At 67.3% G+C, this 19,345-nt stretch carries 15 protein-coding genes; 9 read left to right on the top strand and 6 right to left on the bottom strand.

What is annotated here, in order from left to right:
• The first annotated feature begins 51 nt into the window (after positions 1–51).
• The 3 genes from BWQ93_RS09305 to BWQ93_RS09295 all read left to right on the top strand — a co-directional run bounded on the left by BWQ93_RS09305 (position 52) and on the right by BWQ93_RS09295 (position 3,484).
• Positions 52–1,722 carry a hypothetical protein gene (locus BWQ93_RS09305; RefSeq protein ID WP_156878190.1) on the top strand — a complete coding sequence of 557 codons (1,671 nt, stop codon included), beginning with the start codon at positions 52–54 and terminating at the stop codon, positions 1,720–1,722.
• The gene (locus tag BWQ93_RS09300; RefSeq protein WP_335694887.1) at positions 1,719–2,504 is read left to right on the top strand and encodes a 2-keto-4-pentenoate hydratase; all 786 of its coding nucleotides are present in this window, start codon (positions 1,719–1,721) and stop codon (positions 2,502–2,504) included. The genes BWQ93_RS09305 and BWQ93_RS09300 overlap by 4 nt, the downstream gene beginning before the upstream one ends.
• Before the next feature lie 68 nt (positions 2,505–2,572).
• The gene (locus tag BWQ93_RS09295) at positions 2,573–3,484 is read left to right on the top strand and encodes an aldo/keto reductase (RefSeq protein ID WP_077030299.1); all 912 of its coding nucleotides are present in this window, start codon (positions 2,573–2,575) and stop codon (positions 3,482–3,484) included.
• Here BWQ93_RS09295 and BWQ93_RS09290 read toward each other — a convergent pair.
• Positions 3,481–4,647, bottom strand: a complete 1,167-nt coding sequence (locus tag BWQ93_RS09290) for an iron-containing alcohol dehydrogenase (protein WP_083720779.1) — start codon at positions 4,645–4,647, stop codon at positions 3,481–3,483. The genes BWQ93_RS09295 and BWQ93_RS09290 overlap by 4 nt on opposite strands.
• 157 nt (positions 4,648–4,804) lie before the next feature.
• Between BWQ93_RS09290 and kduI the strand changes: the two genes are divergently transcribed.
• From kduI to BWQ93_RS09270, 4 genes are all read left to right on the top strand, one after another.
• Positions 4,805–5,647, top strand: a complete 843-nt coding sequence (gene kduI, locus BWQ93_RS09285) for a 5-dehydro-4-deoxy-D-glucuronate isomerase (RefSeq protein ID WP_077030298.1) — start codon at positions 4,805–4,807, stop codon at positions 5,645–5,647.
• Entirely contained in the window at positions 5,647–6,402 is a 756-nt protein-coding gene (gene kduD / locus BWQ93_RS09280; protein ID WP_077030297.1) for a 2-dehydro-3-deoxy-D-gluconate 5-dehydrogenase KduD, read from the top strand. The genes kduI and kduD overlap by 1 nt, the downstream gene beginning before the upstream one ends.
• Positions 6,403–6,513: 111 nt before the next feature.
• Positions 6,514–7,527, top strand: a complete 1,014-nt coding sequence (locus BWQ93_RS09275; RefSeq protein ID WP_077030296.1) for a sugar kinase — start codon at positions 6,514–6,516, stop codon at positions 7,525–7,527.
• The gene (locus BWQ93_RS09270) at positions 7,514–9,022 is read left to right on the top strand and encodes a carboxylesterase/lipase family protein (RefSeq protein WP_077032297.1); all 1,509 of its coding nucleotides are present in this window, start codon (positions 7,514–7,516) and stop codon (positions 9,020–9,022) included. Before BWQ93_RS09275 ends, BWQ93_RS09270 begins: the two co-directional genes overlap by 14 nt.
• Positions 9,023–9,130: 108 nt before the next feature.
• Here the strand turns inward: BWQ93_RS09270 and BWQ93_RS09265 are convergent, their stop codons facing one another.
• From BWQ93_RS09265 to BWQ93_RS09255, 3 genes are read right to left on the bottom strand one after another with little or no spacing between them, the layout of a single operon-like run.
• Positions 9,131–10,111: an alpha/beta hydrolase gene (locus BWQ93_RS09265; protein ID WP_077030295.1), complete on the bottom strand. Its 981-nt coding sequence runs from the start codon at positions 10,109–10,111 to the stop codon at positions 9,131–9,133.
• Positions 10,112–10,115: 4 nt separating this feature from the next.
• Positions 10,116–10,511: a cupin domain-containing protein gene (locus tag BWQ93_RS09260; RefSeq protein WP_077030294.1), complete on the bottom strand. Its 396-nt coding sequence runs from the start codon at positions 10,509–10,511 to the stop codon at positions 10,116–10,118.
• A complete protein-coding gene (locus BWQ93_RS09255; RefSeq protein ID WP_077032296.1) occupies positions 10,508–11,833 on the bottom strand; it encodes a pectate lyase family protein in 1,326 nt (441 codons plus the stop codon). The genes BWQ93_RS09260 and BWQ93_RS09255 overlap by 4 nt, the downstream gene beginning before the upstream one ends.
• Before the next feature lie 311 nt (positions 11,834–12,144).
• Between BWQ93_RS09255 and BWQ93_RS09250 the strand changes: the two genes are divergently transcribed.
• Positions 12,145–14,979, top strand: coding sequence for a TonB-dependent receptor (locus BWQ93_RS09250; RefSeq protein WP_077030293.1), 2,835 nt, complete (start codon positions 12,145–12,147; stop codon positions 14,977–14,979).
• Between the two features lie 73 nt (positions 14,980–15,052).
• Positions 15,053–16,663: a family 43 glycosylhydrolase gene (locus BWQ93_RS09245; protein WP_077030292.1), complete on the top strand. Its 1,611-nt coding sequence runs from the start codon at positions 15,053–15,055 to the stop codon at positions 16,661–16,663.
• Here BWQ93_RS09245 and BWQ93_RS09240 read toward each other — a convergent pair.
• Together BWQ93_RS09240 and BWQ93_RS09235 are read right to left on the bottom strand one after the other, a co-directional pair.
• Positions 16,660–18,180 carry a UxaA family hydrolase gene (locus tag BWQ93_RS09240; protein ID WP_083720775.1) on the bottom strand — a complete coding sequence of 507 codons (1,521 nt, stop codon included), beginning with the start codon at positions 18,178–18,180 and terminating at the stop codon, positions 16,660–16,662. The genes BWQ93_RS09245 and BWQ93_RS09240 overlap by 4 nt on opposite strands.
• Complete coding sequence (locus BWQ93_RS09235; RefSeq protein WP_077030291.1) at positions 18,177–19,229, bottom strand: LacI family DNA-binding transcriptional regulator; 1,053 nt, start codon at positions 19,227–19,229, stop codon at positions 18,177–18,179. The genes BWQ93_RS09240 and BWQ93_RS09235 overlap by 4 nt, the downstream gene beginning before the upstream one ends.
• Positions 19,230–19,345 lie beyond the last annotated feature (116 nt).

Below are 19,345 nucleotides of genomic sequence, written 5' to 3'. Positions count from 1 at the left end.
TCCACTGGGGCGCCTGCCATGCCGGGGGACCGAGAACATGAGGATATGATTTTGAACAAGCCGTTCCGGCGCGCCAGCTGCCTTGCCCTGTCGGCGTCGATGCTGGCCGCGCTGCCCGCCCACGCGGAGCCGCTGCCGAAGATCTTGGCTGACCGCGCCACGATGGCGGCGAACCCGCTGCCCGATTTCTCCTATGCCGGTTACGGCTTCGGGCTTGCGCCGATCCCGAGCGATGCGGGCACGGTCGTCGACGTCACCGCCTATGGCGCCATCCCCGACGACGGGCTCGACGACAGCCAGGCGGTGCTGCGCGCGCTCGATGCCGCGAACGAGGTCGCGGGCAAGGTCACCTTGCGCTTCCCCAAGGGACGCACGCAGATCACCGAAATCCTGCGCATCACGCGCAGCGACATCACCCTCGACGGCGCGGGCGCGGGGCAGGGCGGCAGCGAACTGTGGTTCCCGCGGCCGCTCAAGATCATCGACAAGACCGCCGATTATGACGAACTGCGCGACTATCTGGTGCGCGAGAAGAAGCAGCAGGTCGAGCCCGAGCATAATATCGACTATCTGTTCACCGAATATAGCTGGGCCGGCGGGATGATCTTCGTCGCCCCCGCGGGCAGCCGGCCGGTGTCCTACGACGGCAGCAAGGATGTCCGCGACCCCGTGCTGGCGAACGGCGCGGTCGGCAAGCAGTTCGCGCGCGAGCTGACCGTCGACGACGCGTCGAAGCTGCGCGTCGGCGATGTCGTCCAGCTGCAATGGTTCTCGGTCGACGGGCCGAAGAGTGCGATATTGAAATCGCTCTATGGCGACACCGACCTGCCGATCGGCTCGCACCACTGGACCTCGCCGAACCGGCCGGTGGTGGTGCAGGCGACGCGCATCGCGGCGATCAAGGGCAAGAAGGTGACGCTGGGCGATCCGCTGCTCCACGACGTGCGGTCCGATCAGCCCGCTGTCGTGGCGCAATGGCAGCATCTGACCAACGTCGGCGTCCAGAACCTCCGCCTGCAATTCCCCGAGGCGCCGTCCTTCGGCCATCATCTCGAGCAGGGTTATAACGGCATCTACATGACCGGGGTGTTCGACGGCTGGGTCCGCGACCTGATCATCGACCGCTCGGACAGCGGCATCCTCACCGACAACGCCGCGAGCCTGACGATCGCCAATGTCACCACGACCGGCGACCGCCGTGCGCATTATTCGGTGCATGTCGGCGCGGCGCATAATGTGCTGGTCAAGGATCTGAAGGTCGAGAACCCCGTGATCCACCCGCTCAGCGTCAACACGCGCTCGACGCGCGCGGTGTTCCTGCGCCCCGAGGTGATGAAAGACGCGATCATCGACCAGCATAGCGGGTCGAACCATCAGAATCTGTTCGACCGGATCGTGATGCATATCGCGCCCAAACAGGCGAAGGGCGGCTGGGGTTACCAGCTGTGGGTCGGCGGCGGCGCGCCTTACTGGAAGCCGGGACATGGGCTGTACAATACGCTGTGGAACGCGCGGCTGATGATGGCCGATACGGTGCCCGCCGATGCGACGGTGACGATCTCGAGCGGGCTCGAAGGGCCGGGCGAGCGCATCGTCGGACTGCACGCCAACCGCAAGATCGCGGTCAAGTACAACCCCGCGCCCTATCTCGAGGCGACCGGGCAGGCGATCGAGGCCGTGCCCTCGCTCTACGACTGGCAATTAGCGCGGCGCCGCCGATGATCGACATGGGGGCGGCCAGCGAACAGGAGAGCATCGCGCGTACCTTCGTCGCCGCGCGTGCGACGGGCGCGGCGCTCGCGGCCTATCCGGGCAAGATGCCCGAAACGCTCGCCGAGGCCTATCGCATCCAGGACGTCGCCATCGCGCGCGACGGGCGGCGGGTCGGCGGCTGGAAGGTCGGCCGGATCGCGCCCGAGCTGACCCAGGCCTATGGCGACAACCGCATCGCGGGTCCGATCTTCATCGACGAGATTGCCGAGGACGACGCGACCATGCCGGTCTTCGCCGGCGGTTTTGCAGCGGCAGAGGCCGAGGTGCTGCTGCGCTTCGGCGACGTCGGCGACGGGGACCATGATATCGAAACGGTGCGCGACTGCATCGAAGAGGTGCGCACCGGGATCGAGATCGCGAGCTCGCCCTTCGCCGAAATCAACGGACATGGACCCGCGGTCACCGCATCGGACTATGGCAACAACAAGGGGCTCGTGCTCGGGCCGCCGATCGCCAACTGGCGCGAGCGCGACTTGATCGCGATGCCGGTCGAATTCCGCATCGACGGCGTGCTGGTTGGCGCCGCATCGATGGCGGCGATGCTCGACGGTCCCTTTGGTTCGGCGCTGTTCCTGATCCGCATACTGCGCGCACGCGGCATCGCGATCGCGCCGGGGACATGCGTCTCGGCGGGCGCGATCACCGGGGTGCACGACATCCGTCCCGGCCAGCGCGCGGAGGCGCTGTTCGACGGGCAAATCCGCGTCGGCTGCACCATCGCCGCGGCCTGAGCCGGTCGACTACCTATTCTTGAATTGGGGGCGGCGCATTTCGGCGCGAACTCCTATAGGGGAGGGCAATGTCCGAGCTTCTTCCCCCCGTTCCCGCCACCTTGCCCGTCGGGGCGAGCGGCCTTTCCGTCTTCCCCGTCGCCTGGGGCATGTGGCGCTTCGCCGACAACGGCGTCGCGGCGGGCCGCGGGCGGATCGAGGCCGCGCTTGCTGCCGGCGTGACCTTGTTCGACACCGCCGATGTCTATGGCGCCGACACCGCAGGCCGCTTCGGCGCGGCCGAGGAATTGCTGGGGCAGGTCTTTGCCGACGCGTCCGGGCTGCGCGAGCGCATGGTGCTGGCAACCAAGGGCGGGATCATCCTCGGCACGCCCTATGATTCGAGCGCGACCTATCTCGCGAGGGCGATCGATGCATCGCTGGCGCGGCTCGGCGTCGAGCATGTCGACCTGTGGCAGGTGCACCGGCCCGACTTGCTCACCCACCCGCAGGAGGTCGCGCGCGTCATCGAGGATGCCCACGCCGCGGGCAAGATCGGAGCGCTCGGCGTGTCCAATTTCACCCCGGCGCAGACCGCGGCGCTTGGCGCGCATCTGTCGTTGCCGATCGTCAGCCATCAGAGCGAATTTTCGCCGCTGACGCTCGATCCGCTGTTCGACGGCATCTTCGACCAGGCGATGGAGCGCGGCATGGGGTTTCTCGCCTGGTCGCCGATGGGCGGCGGGCGGCTCGGCGATCCCGCCGACGAACGCGGCCGCGCGGTCGCGGCGCTGCTCGATGCCAAGGCGGCGGAGCATGGCGTGTCGCGCGCGGCGGCGACGTGCAGCTGGATCCTGGCGCATCCCGCACGTCCGATCCCGATCGTCGGCACGCGCCAGCCCGAGCGGATCGGTCAGATCGCCGACGCGCTCAAACCGCGCTGGGCGCGCGCCGAATGGTATGACGTGCTGCAGACGTCGATGGGCGAGAACCTGCCCTAGCCGTCCCAGACCTGCGCATAGAGCATCGCCATCTCCTCGGCGTTCGGCACACGCGGATTGTTGGCGGGCGAGCCTGAGGCGGCGGCTTGCGCGCACATCGTCGGCACCAGCGCCTCCCAGCGCGCGGGGTCGATGCCCCAGGCGGCGGGCCCGGGCACTTCGAGCTCGCGGTTCAGCGCCGCCAGTTCGTCGAGCAATCGCGCGACGGCGGACTGGTCGCCCTCGGCCTCATCGGCGATGCCCATCGCGCGCGCGCAGTCGCCGTAGCGATGGAGCGCCGCGGGCGCAGACCAGGCGGTGACGGCCGGCAGCAGCATCGCGTTCGACAACCCGTGCGGGACATGGAAATGCGCGCCGATCGGGCGGCTCATCCCGTGCACGAGGGCGACCGAGCTGTTCGAGAAGGCGATCCCGGCCTGCGTCGCGCCGAGCATCATCGCCTCGCGCGCGGCGGCGTCCATCGGGTCGGTGCAGACGCGGCGGAGGTTGGGCGCGAGCGCGCGCATCGCGAGCAGCGCCATGCCGTCGCTGAACGGATTGGCGCGTTTCGACACATAGGCCTCGATCGCATGGACGAGCGAGTCGATCCCGGTGTCGGCGGTCAGCCTTTTGGGTTTGGTGAAGGTCAGCTCGTAATCGACGAGCGCCGCGACCGGCAGATAGGCGAGGCCGGGGCAGAGCATCTTCTCGTCGGTCACTTCGTCGGTGATGATCGTGAAGCGCGTCGCCTCCGACCCCGTGCCGGCGGTGGTCGGGATCGCGATGATCGGCAGGCCGGGTTCGTCCTGGACATGCGGCGCCTTGTAATCGGCCATCGCGCCACCATGTTCGGCGAGCAACGCCAGCGCCTTGGCGCTGTCGAGAGGGCTGCCGCCGCCGAAACCGACGACGCAGTCATGCTCGGCTTCGCGGAGGAAGGCGAGGCCTGCGTCGATCGAGGCGACGGTGGGGTCGGGGACGGTGTCGGCGAAGATGCGCGCGGCGATGCCGGCCTTGGCCAGTTCGCCGGTCAGTTCGGCGACGCGCCCGCTGCCGACAAGGTAGCTGTCGGTGACGATGAGCGGTCGTGACAGGCCGAGCGACGTCAGCACCTCGGGCAGCTGCTTCGATGCGCCGCCGCCGATGCGCAGGATGCGCGGCAGGGCGATGCTGGCGATGCTCAATGGACCTCTCCTGGACGACCTTCACACGACCCTAGCTCGATCGGGGGGGGCGTGCAAATCGACGATCGTTGCGCATATCGCACATGTTGATCTTGACACCGGTTACCACGAACTTTAGCACGGCGCTCAACCAGCAACATCAGCGAGGATGCCCCCGATGTTTTCCAAGACCTATTACGCCACCCATCCGGTGATGATGGAGGAGGTATCGAACGCCGAACTGCGCGACCGCTACCTGATCCAAAACCTGTTCAGTGAGGGCGAGTGCGTGCTCAACTACACGCACGCCGATCGCTTCGTGATCGGCGGGGTCGCGGTGGGCGCGGCGCCGGTCAAGCTGCCCGCGCAGACCGAGCCGCCCTCGGCGGCGGGGCATCCGTTTCTCGAGCGCCGCGAGATGGCGATCGTCAACGTCTCTTCGGTCGAAGGCACCGTCACCGTCGACGGCGAGAGCTTCACGCTCGGCAAAAAGGATTGCCTCTATGTGACGATGGGCGCGACCGACATTTCGTTCGCGGGCGAGGGCGCGCGTTACTATCTGGCGTCGTGCCCGGCGCATAAGGCGTTCACGACGCGCAAGCTCGGCATCGCCGACGCCAACAAGCTCGACCGCGGCAGCCTGGCCGAATCGAACGAGCGCAGCATCTATCAGCTGGTCATTCCGGGCGTGTGCGACAGCGCGCAGCTCGTCATGGGCCTGACGGTGCTCAAGGAAGGCAGCGTCTGGAACACCATGCCGCCGCACATCCACGAGCGCCGCAGCGAGATTTATTTCTATTTCGAGCTCGACAATGTCGATAGCGACCGCGTGATGCATTTCATGGGCGAGGGCGAAGCGACGCGCCACATCGTGATGCAGAATGAGGAAGCGGTGATCTCGCCGCCCTGGTCGATCCATATGGGCGCGGGCACGAAATCCTACGCGTTCATCTGGGCGATGGCGGGCGAGAACCAGGATTATACCGACATGAACGTCCTTGACATCTGTCAGCTGTCGTAATGGCGGGGCCGTTCGACCTTTCGGGCAAGGTGGCGCTGGTCACCGGCGCCAACACCGGTATCGGGCAGGGCATCGCGCTCGCGCTCGCCGAGGCGGGGGCCGACATCGCCGCCGCGGGCCGCTCGCCCGCCGACGAGACCGTCGGCAAGGTGCGCGGGCTGGGCCGGCGCGGCGAGAATTTCGCCGCAGACCTTTCGAGCGTCGGCGCGGTGCAGCCGCTGGTCGATGCGGTGCTCGCCGAGTTCGGCCGCATCGACATCCTCGTCAACAATGCCGGCATCATCCGCCGCGCCGATGCGGTCGACTTTACCGAGGCCGACTGGGACGCGGTGATGGACACCAATCTCAAGACGCTCTTCTTTCTCTGCCAGGCGGTCGGCCGCCACATGATCGCGCGCGGCAGCGGCAAGATCGTCAACATCGCCTCGATGCTGACCTTTCAGGGCGGCATCCGCGTGCCGAGCTATACCGCGTCGAAATCGGGGGTCGGCGGGCTGACCAAATTGCTCGCCAACGAATGGGCGGCGAAAGGCGTGCAGGTCAACGCCATCGCTCCCGGCTATATCGCGACGAACAACACCGCCGCGCTCCAGGCGGACGAGACGCGCAACCGCCAGATCATGGAGCGCATCCCGGCGGGCCGCTGGGGCGATCCCAAGGATATCGGCGGGGCGGCGGTGTTTCTCGCTTCCTCGGCATCGGACTATGTGCAGGGCCATATCCTGGCGGTCGACGGCGGCTGGCTTGCGCGATAACAGAAGGCCCAAAGGCCGTTCGTGCTGAGCTTGTCGAAGCACCGTTCTTCCTTTTTGCGGCGTTGAAGAAGAAACAGCCCTTCGACAAGCTCAGGGCCAACGGAGTTGGGGATGGCGCAAGGCAGACTGGTCTTTTTCGGCGAATTGCTGATCCGCCTGACCGCGCCGGGGAACGAGCTGCTGATGCAGTCGCCGTCGCTCGCGCTCCACGTCGGCGGCGCCGAGGCGAATGTTGCGATCGGGCTCGCGCATCTCGGCCATGATTGCGCGATGGTCAGCAAAGCTCCTCCCAACGCTCTGGGTCGCGGAGCAGTGGCGGCGGTGCGCGGCGCGGGCGTCGATTGCACCGCCGTCACGTCGCATGCGGGACGGATGGGGCTCTATTTCCTGAGCGTCGGCGCGGGGCTGCGCGCGTCCGAGATCGTCTACGACCGCGCGGGGTCGAGCTTTGCGGCGACCGGGCCGGAGGATTATGATTTCGATGCGCTGCTGAGCGGCGCAAAGCTGCTCCACCTGTCGGGCATCACCCCCGCGCTCGGGCCGCGTTCGGCCGAGGTCGCGCTGGCGGCGGCGCGCGCGGCGAAACAGCTGGGCGTGCCGGTCAGTTTCGACGGCAATTATCGCGCAATGCTGTGGGAGGCGTGGGACAGCGATCCGCGCGCGGTCCTATCCGAACTGATCGGGCTGACCGACATCCTCTTCGGCAACCACCGCGACCTGTCGCTGGTGCTGGGCCAGGAGTTCAGCGGCGAGGGCGAGGACCGGCGCCGCGAAGCCGCCGAGGCGGGCTTCGCGGCTTTCCCCGGCCTCAAGCTGATCGCCTCGACCGCGCGGCACACCGTATCGGCCGACCATCACCGCATCGCGGCGCGGGTCGACCTGCGGACGAGTGCGCACCAGACCGACGAGGTCGACGTCACCGGCATCGTCGACCGCATCGGCGCGGGCGACGCCTTTGCCGCGGGGGTGCTCCACGCGCATCTCGGCGGCGGGGATGCGCGCGCGATGGCCGCCAGCGGCCTCGCGCTCACCTGCCTCAAACACAGCTTGCCCGGCGACGCGAGCCGCTTTAGCCAAGCGGATATCGACGCGTTTCATGGGGGAGGGCTCGATGTCCGGCGCTGAGCCGTTTGGTCGTCGCAGGCTGCTCGGAGGGGCGGCGGGATTGGTCATGACGGCTTATGCCGCGCCATCATGGGCGCAGGCGGTCGTCTCGACCGTGACCGCAACCGACGGCGTCTATCGAAGCCACGGCGCGTCCGGAAACAATATGATCATGGCGTCCGCCTATTCGGGTATTCGCTATGCACGAGCCGAAAGGTTTCGGGCGCCGGTCGCCGTGCTCAGCGCCGAACAGCCCTTTGCCGAGCAATTCGGCCCCGCCTGTCCACAAGCCGGCGACCGCTACCAGCCGCAGTCCGAGGACTGCCTGTTCCTCAACGTCTGGACCCCGACCGCCGCCGCGAAGAAGCCGCGCGCGGTGATGGTCTATTTCCACGGCGGCGCCTATTCGTCGGGGAGCGTCACCGATCCGCTCAACGACGGCGCGTTTCTGGCGTGGCGCGGCGATGTCGTGGTGGTCACGGTGAACCACCGGCTCAACGCGCTCGGCTATCTCTATCTGCCCGAGCGTTTCCCCGACAGCGGCAATGCCGGGCAGCTCGACCTGATCCTCGCCCTCAAATGGGTGCAGCGAAATATCGCGGCCTTCGGCGGCAATCCCGGCAATGTCACGGTCTTCGGCCAGTCGGGCGGCGGCGCGAAGATCGCGACGCTGATGGCGATGCCCGCGGCGGCGGGGCTGTTCCACAAGGCGATCACGATGAGCGGGCAGCAGGTCACCGCCTCGGGCCCGCTCAACGCGGCGAAGCGCGCCGCGGTATTCCTCGACAAGCTTGGCAAGGGCGTCGATCCCGCGACCGCGCCGGTCGGTGAGCTCGTCGCGGCGCTGTCGGCGACCGACCCGATCATCGGCGGCAATGTCTATATGGGGCCGGTGCTCGACATGAAAAATCTGACGCGTCACCCCTTCTGGCCAGATCCTGCGCCGCAGTCGCTGGGCATCCCGATGATGCTCGGCAATACGGTGATGGAGACGCGCGCCTTCTACGCCGCCGACGGCAAGCAGCTGGGCGGGCTCACTTCCGACAATCTCGCCGTCCGCATCGGTCCCGAGATGCGCGTCGATATCGATCCCGTCTGGGTCGTCGCGCAGTTTCGCGCGCGCTATCCGGGCGCGCAGCCGCTCGAACTGTTCCACCGCATCGTCACCGCCGCGCGCAGCTGGCGCGGGCAGGTCGAGGAAGCCGAGGCGCGCGCGCGCGCCGGGGCACCGGCCTATGTCTACCAGCTCGACTATATGGACGCGAAGCATGCCGACGATATCGCGCTGGTGTTCGGCACCGGGCCCGATCAGTCGACGTGCAAGCATCAGTTGAGCGCGGCGATGATGGCGGCCTTCGCGCGCTTCGCAAAGACGGGCGATCCGGGCTGGGCACCCTATGACCTCAAAAAGCGGCGGACGATGATCTTCGACGCCTATGCGCGCGTCGAGGACAATCCGCGCGCGTGGGAACGCGAGCTGTTTGCGCGGGTGCCCTATATCCAGCCTGGCAGCTGAAGCAGATCCCAACTCCCATGCGTCATCCCGGCGAAGGCCGGGATCTCGACGGTGGAACAGGATGCGAGGGCGAGATCCCGGCCTTCGCCGGGATGACGGAAATGGAGATCAGACGATTTTCCGCGCCGCCAGCCAGTTCCAGAGCAGTTCGGGCCAGATCGCGACGGGCAGCCCGGCGGTCTTCATCAGTCCGAAGCCGTGGCCGCCCTCGGCGAAATAATGGGCTTCGCAGGGGGCGCCGATTTTGCGCGCGGCGTCGTGGAGGCGGAGGCTGTTCTCGACCTTGACCGACTCATCGTCTTCGGCGTGGAGCAGGAACAGTGGCGGCATGTCCACGCGCACCTGCCGTTCGGGCGAGTGGAGCGCTTCGCTGGCGGCGTCGGGGGCCGGGCCGAGCAATTTCTCGCGGCTGACCGCGTGCGCGATGGCCGGGTCCATCGACACCACCGGATAGATGGCGGCGAGGACGTCGGGGCGCGGCGAGAGCGTGTCGGCGGCGTCAACGGGCGCATAGACCTGCGCATCGAAGCGCGTCAGCAGGCTCGTCGCGACATGGCCGCCCGCCGAAAAGCCCCCGAAAGCGACGCGCGCGGGGTCGATGCCGTCGAGGCTGGCGCGGCTGCGCACCAAGCGCACCGCGCGCTGCGCATCGGCGAGCGGGACGTTCGAACGGTCGGCCCAGCCGTCGCCGGGCAGGCGGTAGAAGAGGATATAGGCTGTGACGCCGCGGTCCTTGAGCCAGCGCGCGAGTTCGTAACCTTCCTTGTCGATCACGACGTAACGGTAGCCGCCGCCGGGGGCGAGGATCACCGCAGCGCCATTGGGCTTGGCCGGTCGAAAGATGTCGAGGCGCGGGCGGGTGATGCCCTGCAGCACGCGGTCGCTGGCCTGCGGGTCGTCGCTGCGCTGGACGATGCTCTCGGCGAGGCCGGGCGGGACGGTCGGATGGCCTTCGGGCCAGAGAGGGATGCTGGCGTCGGGTGCGATGCCGGCGGGGCGCGTCCAAGGCGTTTTCGCTTGCGCCGCGGCTGCACCTGCGAGCGGGAGCGTGAGGCCGGCGGCGAGCAGGGCGCGGCGGTCGAGTGTCATCCCGTCATTCCACCGGCTTGTTCGGATAGGCGATGATCAGCACCAGCGGCGCGTCGCCGGTCTGGCGGATGCCGACCTTCGCGCCCTTGTAGAGCCAGGCGGCGCTGCCCGGTTTCAGCGCTTTTTCGTCGCCGTCCGAATGGACGACGCCGGTGCCCGACAGGACGTAGTAAATCTCGTCATGGTCGATCGGGTGGATACCGATCGCCGCGCCCACATGCAGCGCGCGCTTGCGGAATTCGAAGCTGCGCGGGGCGGGGACGGCGTCGCTGATCCGGTATGCGGTCGACATCCCGATCGCGCCGTGCGGCGGGGCTTCCTCGCGCACCGTGGAGGCTTCGTCGATGACGAGCATCGCGGGGGCGCCCACGGCGAGCAGTGCGGCGAGGAGCATCGTCATTGGGCGGACCGCGACGCGCGGTCGCGCGGGGACAGCGCTTCTTGCGGCACCGGCGCGGTCTGGCCGGGATAGAGGCCCGACTTGGGCTCCATCGTCGCGAGGTCCCATTCGGCCTCGACGAAGGGGGCGCGCACCGCTGGCTGGACCGCGGGGTATCCGCTGACTTCTTTCTCGTCGTCGATCACCTCGCCGCGCCCTTCGGCGACGAAGAAAAGCACGCGGATTTCCTCGGCGTCGCGCGCCCAGGGCCGAGCGCCCGCGGTTGCGAGCACCGAGGTTTCGACATCGCGCACCGGCAGGATCTTGTACCCGCCCAGCGGCGCAAGCGGCGCCTTGGCGCGGATCAACTGCGCGCGCGTCTCGCCGTAACGGCCGAATTCGGGCAGCGCCTCGCCGTGGCGGTCGACCGCCAGATTGTCCTTGCCATAATATTCGAGGTCGCCGTCGCCGCCGAGCATCAGGAAGGGCAGCCGCGCGTCGGTGTCGTTGCCGCCGCGCATGACATTGCCGACCGCGGTGATCTGGCCGGTGACATAGTCATGGCCGACCCATTCGAGCGCCATGAGGTTGTAGTGCACCGCGCGGTGCTGCGGATTGTAGATCAGGTTGTTGATCATCAGCGCCTGGCCGCCGCCCTTGATCAGCGGGTTGCGCTCGACATTGTGGGCCCACAGGTTGCGGTAGAAGACGATGCCCGTCGCATTGTCGTGGATCAGCGATCCTTTGCTGTGTTCGCCCTTGGGATGGCTTGCATCGGCGAGTCCCTCGGCGGCGAGGTTGTTCGAGAAGGTGATGTTGCGGCTGGTTCCTGCGCGCCAATCCTCGACGCTCTTGCCGGTGAAGCGCGGCCCCGATGCCGACATATTCTCGTCGATGCCCCACATCAGCGTGCAATGGTCGACGATGACATTGTGCGCCGCGACGGTCGAGAAGGTATCGGCCTCCCACCCGCTGCGCTTGGGCTGGCCGTCGACCCCGGTGAAGATGCGGAGGTGCCGAATCACGACGTCGTGCGTCTTCACGTCGATGCCGGTGCGGATCAGCGTGATGCCGGGGCCGGGGGCGGTCTGGCCGGCGATGGTCAGGAAGGGATGTTTGATCTCCAGCCCCTGGCGGCCCATGTCGATCACGCCGCCGACCTCGAACACGATAATGCGCGGGCCGGGGGTCTCGATTGCCGCCTTGAGCGACCCCGGACCGTCGGGCGCGAGCGTCGTCACGCGCAGGATCTTGCCGCCGCGGCCGCCGACGGTATGCGCCGCGGGACCGACCGCGCCGGGGAAGGCGAGGGGGGCCGACTCGGCGGCGAGCGCGCCGCCCATGGGCAGGCCCGGGGCGATCAAAAGCGCCGCAAGCCACAGCTTTTTCAGCATCCGTCTCTCCTTTTCATTGGGGTATTGACAGCTCTGCCCATATCCTTCAATCTTCCTGACACCGGTTACCCCAACCGGTCAACGAGAAAATATCGACGGGGAGAGGTCAATGGATGGCCCGGCGCAGACATGCGGCGGCATTGCACCCCTCTCGAAAATCATTCGGCAAACAGGCGCAGCGTCTTTGTTTGTCAAGCAAAGTAACCGGTGTCATTTGCGGCAATGAACCCCGAATGGCGCTGGTCAAAGGGAGGAAATTGATGGCTATTCACGCAATGCAGGGCGTCCGCAATCTGGCGAGATTGGCGTGCGGGGTTTCGCTCGCGGTGCTGGCGGTGTCGCCGGCCCGGGCGCAGGACGCGGCCGACGCCGCGGCGCCGGCCGACGAGGTCGCCGCCGAGGACGAAATCGTCGTCACCGGCTTCCGCGCCTCGCTCGACAAGGCGCTCGACGTCAAGCGCGAATCGGTCTCGTCGGTCGACGCGATCGTCGCCGAGGACATCGCCAAATTCCCCGACCAGAATCTCGCCGAATCGCTGCAGCGCATCCCCGGCATCACGATCCAGCGCGACGGCGGCGAAGGGCGCGCGATCACCGTGCGCGGCCTGGGCTCGCAATTCACCCGCGTGCGCGTCAACGGCATGGAAACGGTCGCGACCTCGACCGACGGCGCTTCGGCGAACCGCGACCGCGCCTTCGACTTCAACGTCTTCGCCTCCGAACTGTTCAGCTCGATCGTCGTCCACAAGACCGCCGAAGCGTCGCTCGACGAAGGCTCGCTCGGCGCCGTGGTCGACCTCAACACCGGCAACCCGCTCGCGGGCAAGAGCGGCTTCACCGCCGCGCTGTCGGCGCAGGGCAGCTATAACGACCTGTCCGAAAAAGTCGGCCCGCGCGTCGCCGGCCTGCTCAGCTGGGTGAACGACGCCGGTACCCTCGGCTTCGCGGTGTCGGCCGCCTATTCGGACCAGAAGACGCTCGAACTCGGCAACAACAGCGTGCGCTGGGCGCAGGCGCGCTTCGACTCGGTCGACGGCACGCCCTGCTGGACCACCGCCAATTCGGGCGGCACCTATGTCCCGAGCGCCGCGTGCAACGAGGTCGCGCTCGCCTTCCACCCGCGCATCCCGCGCTACGGCGAAATCGCGCACGACAAGAAAAGGCTGGGTATCACCGGGTCGATCCAGTTCGCGCCGACCGACGCGACCAAGATCTCGCTCGACGGGCTCTATTCGAGCTTCAAGCACCAGCGCCGCGAGCGCTGGGCCGAAGTGCTGCTGCGCAGCAACGAGCGGTCTATCAACGTCAGCGATTATGAAATCGACGGCGACAACAACCTGATCTGGGCGACGCTCGACGACGCCTGGGTGCGCACCGAACATTATCTGCGCAAGGCGAAGACCGAATTCTATCAGTTCGGCGCGACCTGGGACCAGGACGTCAGCGACAGCTTCCGCTTCACCCTGCTGGGCGGCATGTCGAAGTCGACCGCGTCGATCCCGCTCGAAACGACGATCGTGTTCGACGACCGCGATGCGCAGGATTATCGCTACGACTATAGCGACATGGCGCGGCCGGTGCTGACCTTCGGCACCAGCGTCACCGACCCCGCGAACTTCCAGCTCGCCGAAATCCGCGACCGTCCGTCGGAGGTGGTGAACAAGTTCCGCACCGCGCAGCTGCGCACCGAATGGGACGTGACCGATGGCTTCACGGTCAAGGCGGGCGGGGTCTATCGCCGCTTCGATTTCAGCAGCATCGCCTTCACCCGCGACACGGTGGTGTGCGGCAACGGCGGCGTCGACCGCGTGCTCGGCACGCTCGCCTGCTCGCCGAGCTCGGCCTTCGGTCCGAACGCGGTCTATGGCTTCCCGGTCACCCCGGCGCTGGCGGAAATGTTCACGCTCGGCCGGGCGGGCCAGCCCGCGGGCACGACGACCGAATGGCTGGTCGCCAACCTGGACGCGACGACGGCCTTCACCAATCTTTACGGCCGTACCCCCGCACTCGACGCGGGCAACAACCGCGCGGTGCGCGAAGAGGTGAAGGGCGGCTATCTGCAGTTCGACGCCAAGGGCGAGCTCGTCGGGCTGCGTTATGCGCTCAACGCCGGCGTCCGCTATGTCCACACCGATCAGACGTCGGCGGGCCTCAACAGCGGCACCGCGGTGACGGTCGGACGCAAATATGAGGACTGGCTGCCCTCGATGAATCTCGCGCTTTTCCCGCACGACGACTTTATTATCCGTGCCGCGGTTGCCGATGTCGTGACGCGGCCGACGCTGGGCAATCTGACCCCGGGCGGCTCGGTCGACGGGTTTAACTATCGCATCAACTATGGCAATCCGTTCCTCGATCCGTTCCGCGCGACGTCGTACGACCTTGCTTTCGAATGGTATTTCGCGCCGCAGTCGATCTTCTCGGTCGCGCTGTTCAAGAAGGATATCGCAAGCTTCCCGGTCGCCACGACGACGAGCGGAACCTTTGCGTCGACCGGCCTGCCGCTGTCGGTGATCCCGCCGAGCAGCCCGGGTTCGATCAACCCCGAGGGCCAGCTGTGGACGATCACGTCGATCGGCAATGGCGAGGGTGCGAAGCTGAAGGGCATCGAAGTCTCGGTGGAGGCGCCGTTCAAATTCCTGCCGGGCTTCCTGTCGAACTTCGGCGGCATCGCCAACTTCACCTATGTCGACTCGAGCGCCGATTACAACGTCGCCGGGCCGGCGGTGGTGCCGGGCGGGCCGAACCCCGGACTGGTGCAAAGCAGCAGCCTGTACAACCTGTCGAAAAAGGCGCTCAACGGAACGCTCTATTATGAAGACAGCAAGTTCAGCGCACGCGTGTCGATGAGCTATCGCAGCGCCTATAACGATGCGAGCAGCGCGACGGGCAATATCTTCGAAGGCTATGGCTCGACGATCAACGTCGATGCGTCGCTGCGTTATTCGATCACCGAGAATATCGACATTTCGGTCGAGGGCATCAACCTGACCGACGAATATCGCTATCGCTTCACCGATGCCGCCACGCGGCGCAATTACGAGAACAACCATTTCGGCCGCACCATCCTGTTCGGTGCGCGCGTCAAGATCTGATATGACGAGCTAGTCCCGGTGAGGCCCGGCCTGCGCTTGCGGGGGCCGGGCCTTTCTTTTGGAGGAGAGACAAGTGACGGATCGGCGTGCGCTGCTGAAACTGGCGGGAACGGGGGTGCTAGGGGCGGGGCTGTCGGGGTTCTCGACACCCGCTGCGCTGGCTGCGGCGCCCGCGCCCGCGAAAGCCGCACCGCCCTGGGCGCGGGGTTTCGACGGGCAGCGCGTCCCCGACCTTGGCGACGCGCGCTTCCTCAACCCGATCATGGCGGGCGACCATCCCGATCCGTCGATCCTGAAGGACGGCGCCGATTATTACATGACCTTCTCGACCTTCGAGAGCTATCCGGGCCTGGTCATCTGGCATTCGCGCGACCTGGTGAACTGGCGCCCGATCGGGCCGGCGCTGCACCGCAATATCGGCTCGGTCTGGGCGCCCGAGCTTTGCAAGCATGACGGGCGCTATTTCCTCTACATTCCCACGAAAGCGCCGAACACCAGCTGGGTGATCTGGGCCGACAAGATCGAGGGGCCGTGGAGCGACCCCGTCGATCTGAAGCTGCCCAATCATATCGACCCGGGTCATGCGGTGGGCGAGGACGGGTCGCGCTGGCTGTTCCTGTCGGGCGGCGACCGCGTGCGGCTGTCCGACGACGGGCTGTCGCGGATCGGCGAGCCCGAGCATGTCTATGACCCCTGGCGCTATCCGGCGGACTGGGTGGTCGAGGGTTTCGCGCCCGAGGGGCCGAAGATCACGCGCCATGGCGACTATTATTACATGATCACCGCGGTCGGCGGCACCGCGGGGCCGCCGACGGGGCATATGGTGATCGCGGCGCGCTCGAAATCGATCCACGGGCCGTGGGAAAATTGCCCCTCGAACCCGCTCGTCCACACCAAGTCGGCGGGCGAAAAATGGTGGTCGCGCGGCCATGCGACCTTGGTCGAAGGCCCGGCGGGCGACTGGTGGAGCGTCTATCACGGCTATGAGAATGGCTATTGGACGCTGGGGCGGCAGGCCTTGCTCGACCCGATCGAATGGACCGCCGATGGCTGGTTCCGGATGAAGGGCGGCGATCTGTCGTTGCCAATCGCCAAGCCGAAGGGCGGCACGGTAGCCGGGCCGCACGGCATGGCGCTATCCGACGATTTCGGGACGCTGGCGCTCGGCGCCAAATGGAATTTCTTCAAGCCCGCACCCGACGAGACGGCGCGCGCGCGCGTCGAGGGCGGGGCGCTGGTGCTGAAGGCGCGCGGCAAGGCGCCGTCGGATTCCTCGCCCTTGCTGCTGATTGCGGGCGACCAAGCGTACCGCTTCGAATGCGATATCGAGATCGCACCGGGCGGCACCGCGGGGCTGATCCTCTTCTACGACGACAGGCTTTATTGCGGGCTCGGCTTCGACGGCGAGCGCTTCGTCACCCACCAATATGGCATCGAGCGCGCTCGGCCGACCAATCCGCACGGGCAGCGGATGCGCATGCGCGTGACCAACGACCGGCATATCATCTCCTACGACACCAGCGGCGACGGCGGGAAGACCTGGCATCGCTTCGACCGCGGCATGGAGGTGTCGGGATATCACCATAATGTGCGCGGCGGTTTCCTGATGCTGCGGCCGGGGCTCTATTCGGCGGGGGAGGGCGAGGCGCGCTTCCGCGACTTCCGGTTCGAGGCTTTGCCCTAAAGCGTCACGCCCGACTTCCAGATCGCGATCTCGCGTTCCTCATTCGCCTCGGCGCGCGTTTCGGCGCCCGAAGCGGTCGCGGCGATCAGGTCGAGCAGCGCGGCCGACGCGGCGTCGAAGCCTTCGTTCAGCACTTGGCCCGCGTCGAAGTCGATCCACCCCGACTTGCGCGAAGCGAGCCCGCTGTTCGACGCGATCTTCAGCGTGGGTGCGGGAAAGCCGAGCGGGGTTCCGCGGCCGGTGGTGAACAGGATCACCGTTGCGCCCGCGGCGGTCAGCGCGGTCGACGACACCGCGTCATTGCCCGGCGCCTCGAGCAGGGTGAGGCCGGGCAGCGCCGCCTCGCCTCCGTAGCGCTGGACGTCGACGAGCGGCGCCTGGCCGCCCTTTTGCACCGCGCCGAGCGACTTTTCCTCGAGCGTGGTGATGCCGCCGGCGATGTTGCCGGGGGAGGGGTTTTCGCTGACGGGTTCGCCGTTGCGGATAAAATATTGCTTGAAGTCGTTCACCAGCCGGACCGTCTCGTCGAACACTGCGCGCGACACGGCGCGGTCCATCAGCATCTGCTCGGCGCCGAAAATCTCGGGGATTTCGGTGAGGATCGCCTTGCCGCCCGCCGCGGCGACCGCATCGGCCATGCGCCCGACGAGCGGATTGGCGGTGAGCCCCGAGAGGCCGTCCGAGCCGCCGCATTTGACGCCCAGCGTCAGTTCGGAGAGCGGCACCGGCGTGCGTTCGATCCCGGCGCAAGCCTCGACCAGCTCGTCGACGAGCGCCAGGCAGGCCTCGACATCGTCCTCGACCGCCTGCGCCGACACCGTGCGGATATGGCTGCGGCGTTCGGGCGCGATGGTTTCGAGCAGCGGCGCGAGCTGGTTGCTTTCGCAGCCGAGCCCGACGATCAGCACGCCCCCGGCGTTGGGGTGCTGCGCGAGCGCGGCGAGCAGCCCGCGTGTGTGGCCGAGGTCGTCGCCGAGCTGCGAGCAGCCGAAGGGGTGCTTGAAGGCATGGACGCCGTCGATGCGTCCGGCGTGGCGCTCGCCCGCGATCCGCGCGACGCGCGCGGCGAGATTGCCGACGCAGCCGACGGTCGGCAGGATCCAGATCTCGTTGCGCGTGCCGACGCGGCCGTCGGCGCGGCGATAGCCCGCGAAGCTGCGCGGGGCGGGGGCGGGCGCGGTATCGACCGCCTCATACTCCGTGTAGCGATAGTCGCCTCCGCCGCTGAGCGCGGTCGCGAGATTGTGGCTGTGGACGTGCGCGCCGACCGCGATGTCGGCGGTCGCGCGGCCGATCTCGAAGCCATATTTGATCACGCGCTCGCCGCGCGCGATCGGGGCGAGGGCGAATTTATGGCCGCGCGCGACGGCCTCGATCAGGCGGGCGCCACGGCCTTCCACGTCGATATATTCGCCCGCCGCGATGTCGGCGAGGCAGGTCGCGACATTGTCCGCGGGATGGATGCGCAGCGCCGTCACCGGTGTCATGGCCTCGGCGAGGGCCGCCGTTTCGCTCATGGCTTGGCGGCTGCGACCGACTGGCGTTCGACGAAGGTGGAGGGCAGCACGTGCGACTCCTCGTCGGTGGCGCGCGTGTTGATGTCGAGGAAGTCGGGCACCAGCGCGCGCGCGGCGTGCACGCCCATCTCGCGGATCGGCCAGCGCACCGTGCTGAGCGCGGGCCAGATGTGCGTCGCGGTCGGGCTGTCGTCGAAGCCGATGATCGAGAGTTCGGTCGGCACTGCGATGCCCTTGCCATGCGCGACGCTCATCACGCCCGCGGCCATTTCGTCGTTCGAACAGAAGATCGCGGTCGGCGGCTTGGCGAGCGAAAGCAGCGCCTCGCCCGCGTCGACCCCCGCGGTGTAACGATAATTGCCGGGCGCGAAGAGTTCGTCGGGCAGCGCCAGCCCGGCGGTCGCCAACGCCTCATGGAAGCCCTTTTCGCGCTCGGCGGCCGAACGGAAGCCGACCGGGCCGCGCACGAAACCGATGCGGCGATGGCCGAGTTCGACGAGCTTGCTGACCGCTTCGGCGACGACTTCGCGGTCGTTCGACGAGACGCAGTGGCGGACGTCGTCGAGCGGCGCCGAACCGACGCGGACGTAGCGCACACCAAGTTCCTCGCAGAGCGCGGCGAGCTCGTCATTCTCCGAAATTGGCGGCAGCAGCAGCGCGCCGATCGGCCGCTGCTTTTCGAGGAAGGTGCGCACATCGTCGAGCAGCCGGTCCGAGCCGCGATCGACCGGACGGACGAGCAGCGCGAGGTCGCTGTCCTTGATCGCGTCGAGCACGCCCTGCTGGAAATTGAGCACCGTCTGCGCGTTGGGATTGTCGTGGAGCAGCGCGATCAGGAAGTTGCGGCGAAATGCCAACGCGCGCGCCTGGGGGTTGGGAACGAAGCCGAGCATCTTGATCGCCTGCTCGACCGCCTGGCGCGTCTTGTCGGTAATGAATTCGGAGCGGTTGATGACCCGGCTGACCGTTTTTTTCGACACACCGGCCAGCGCCGCGACGTCGTTGATCGTCGGTTGCTTGCCGCTCTTTTCCCGGGTGCGTGGCGCCATGCGTGTTTCACTTTTCCTGTGCGTGCCCGGTTGGTCCGGCACGCCTGTTTCCTACTGCGCGCCCGCTGTAACAAAATCAACCGCGCTGATGGCTATTCGCTTGCTTTTGACACCGG

The sequence above is a fragment of the Sphingopyxis sp. QXT-31 genome, assembly GCF_001984035.1.
GTDB lineage: Bacteria > Pseudomonadota > Alphaproteobacteria > Sphingomonadales > Sphingomonadaceae > Sphingopyxis.
This window is presented reverse-complemented; position numbering and strand designations above follow the sequence as displayed.

What these genes read in the sequence shown, in the direction of transcription:
- BWQ93_RS09260 (WP_077030294.1), bottom strand. Translation starts at nt 10,511, where the DNA reads ATGACGATGCTCCTCGCCGCACTGCTCGCCGTGGGCGCCCCCGCGATG.
- kduD (WP_077030297.1), top strand. Translation starts at nt 5,647, where the DNA reads ATGGCGGGGCCGTTCGACCTTTCGGGCAAGGTGGCGCTGGTCACCGGC.
- BWQ93_RS09275 (WP_077030296.1), top strand. Translation starts at nt 6,514, where the DNA reads ATGGCGCAAGGCAGACTGGTCTTTTTCGGCGAATTGCTGATCCGCCTG.
- BWQ93_RS09240 (WP_083720775.1), bottom strand. Translation starts at nt 18,180, where the DNA reads ATGAGCGAAACGGCGGCCCTCGCCGAGGCCATGACACCGGTGACGGCG.
- BWQ93_RS09235 (WP_077030291.1), bottom strand. Translation starts at nt 19,229, where the DNA reads ATGGCGCCACGCACCCGGGAAAAGAGCGGCAAGCAACCGACGATCAAC.
- BWQ93_RS09250 (WP_077030293.1), top strand. Translation starts at nt 12,145, where the DNA reads ATGGCTATTCACGCAATGCAGGGCGTCCGCAATCTGGCGAGATTGGCG.
- BWQ93_RS09295 (WP_077030299.1), top strand. Translation starts at nt 2,573, where the DNA reads ATGTCCGAGCTTCTTCCCCCCGTTCCCGCCACCTTGCCCGTCGGGGCG.
- BWQ93_RS09270 (WP_077032297.1), top strand. Translation starts at nt 7,514, where the DNA reads ATGTCCGGCGCTGAGCCGTTTGGTCGTCGCAGGCTGCTCGGAGGGGCG.
- BWQ93_RS09300 (WP_335694887.1), top strand. Translation starts at nt 1,719, where the DNA reads ATGATCGACATGGGGGCGGCCAGCGAACAGGAGAGCATCGCGCGTACC.
- BWQ93_RS09255 (WP_077032296.1), bottom strand. Translation starts at nt 11,833, where the DNA reads ATGGGCGGCGCGCTCGCCGCCGAGTCGGCCCCCCTCGCCTTCCCCGGC.
- kduI (WP_077030298.1), top strand. Translation starts at nt 4,805, where the DNA reads ATGTTTTCCAAGACCTATTACGCCACCCATCCGGTGATGATGGAGGAG.
- BWQ93_RS09265 (WP_077030295.1), bottom strand. Translation starts at nt 10,111, where the DNA reads ATGACACTCGACCGCCGCGCCCTGCTCGCCGCCGGCCTCACGCTCCCG.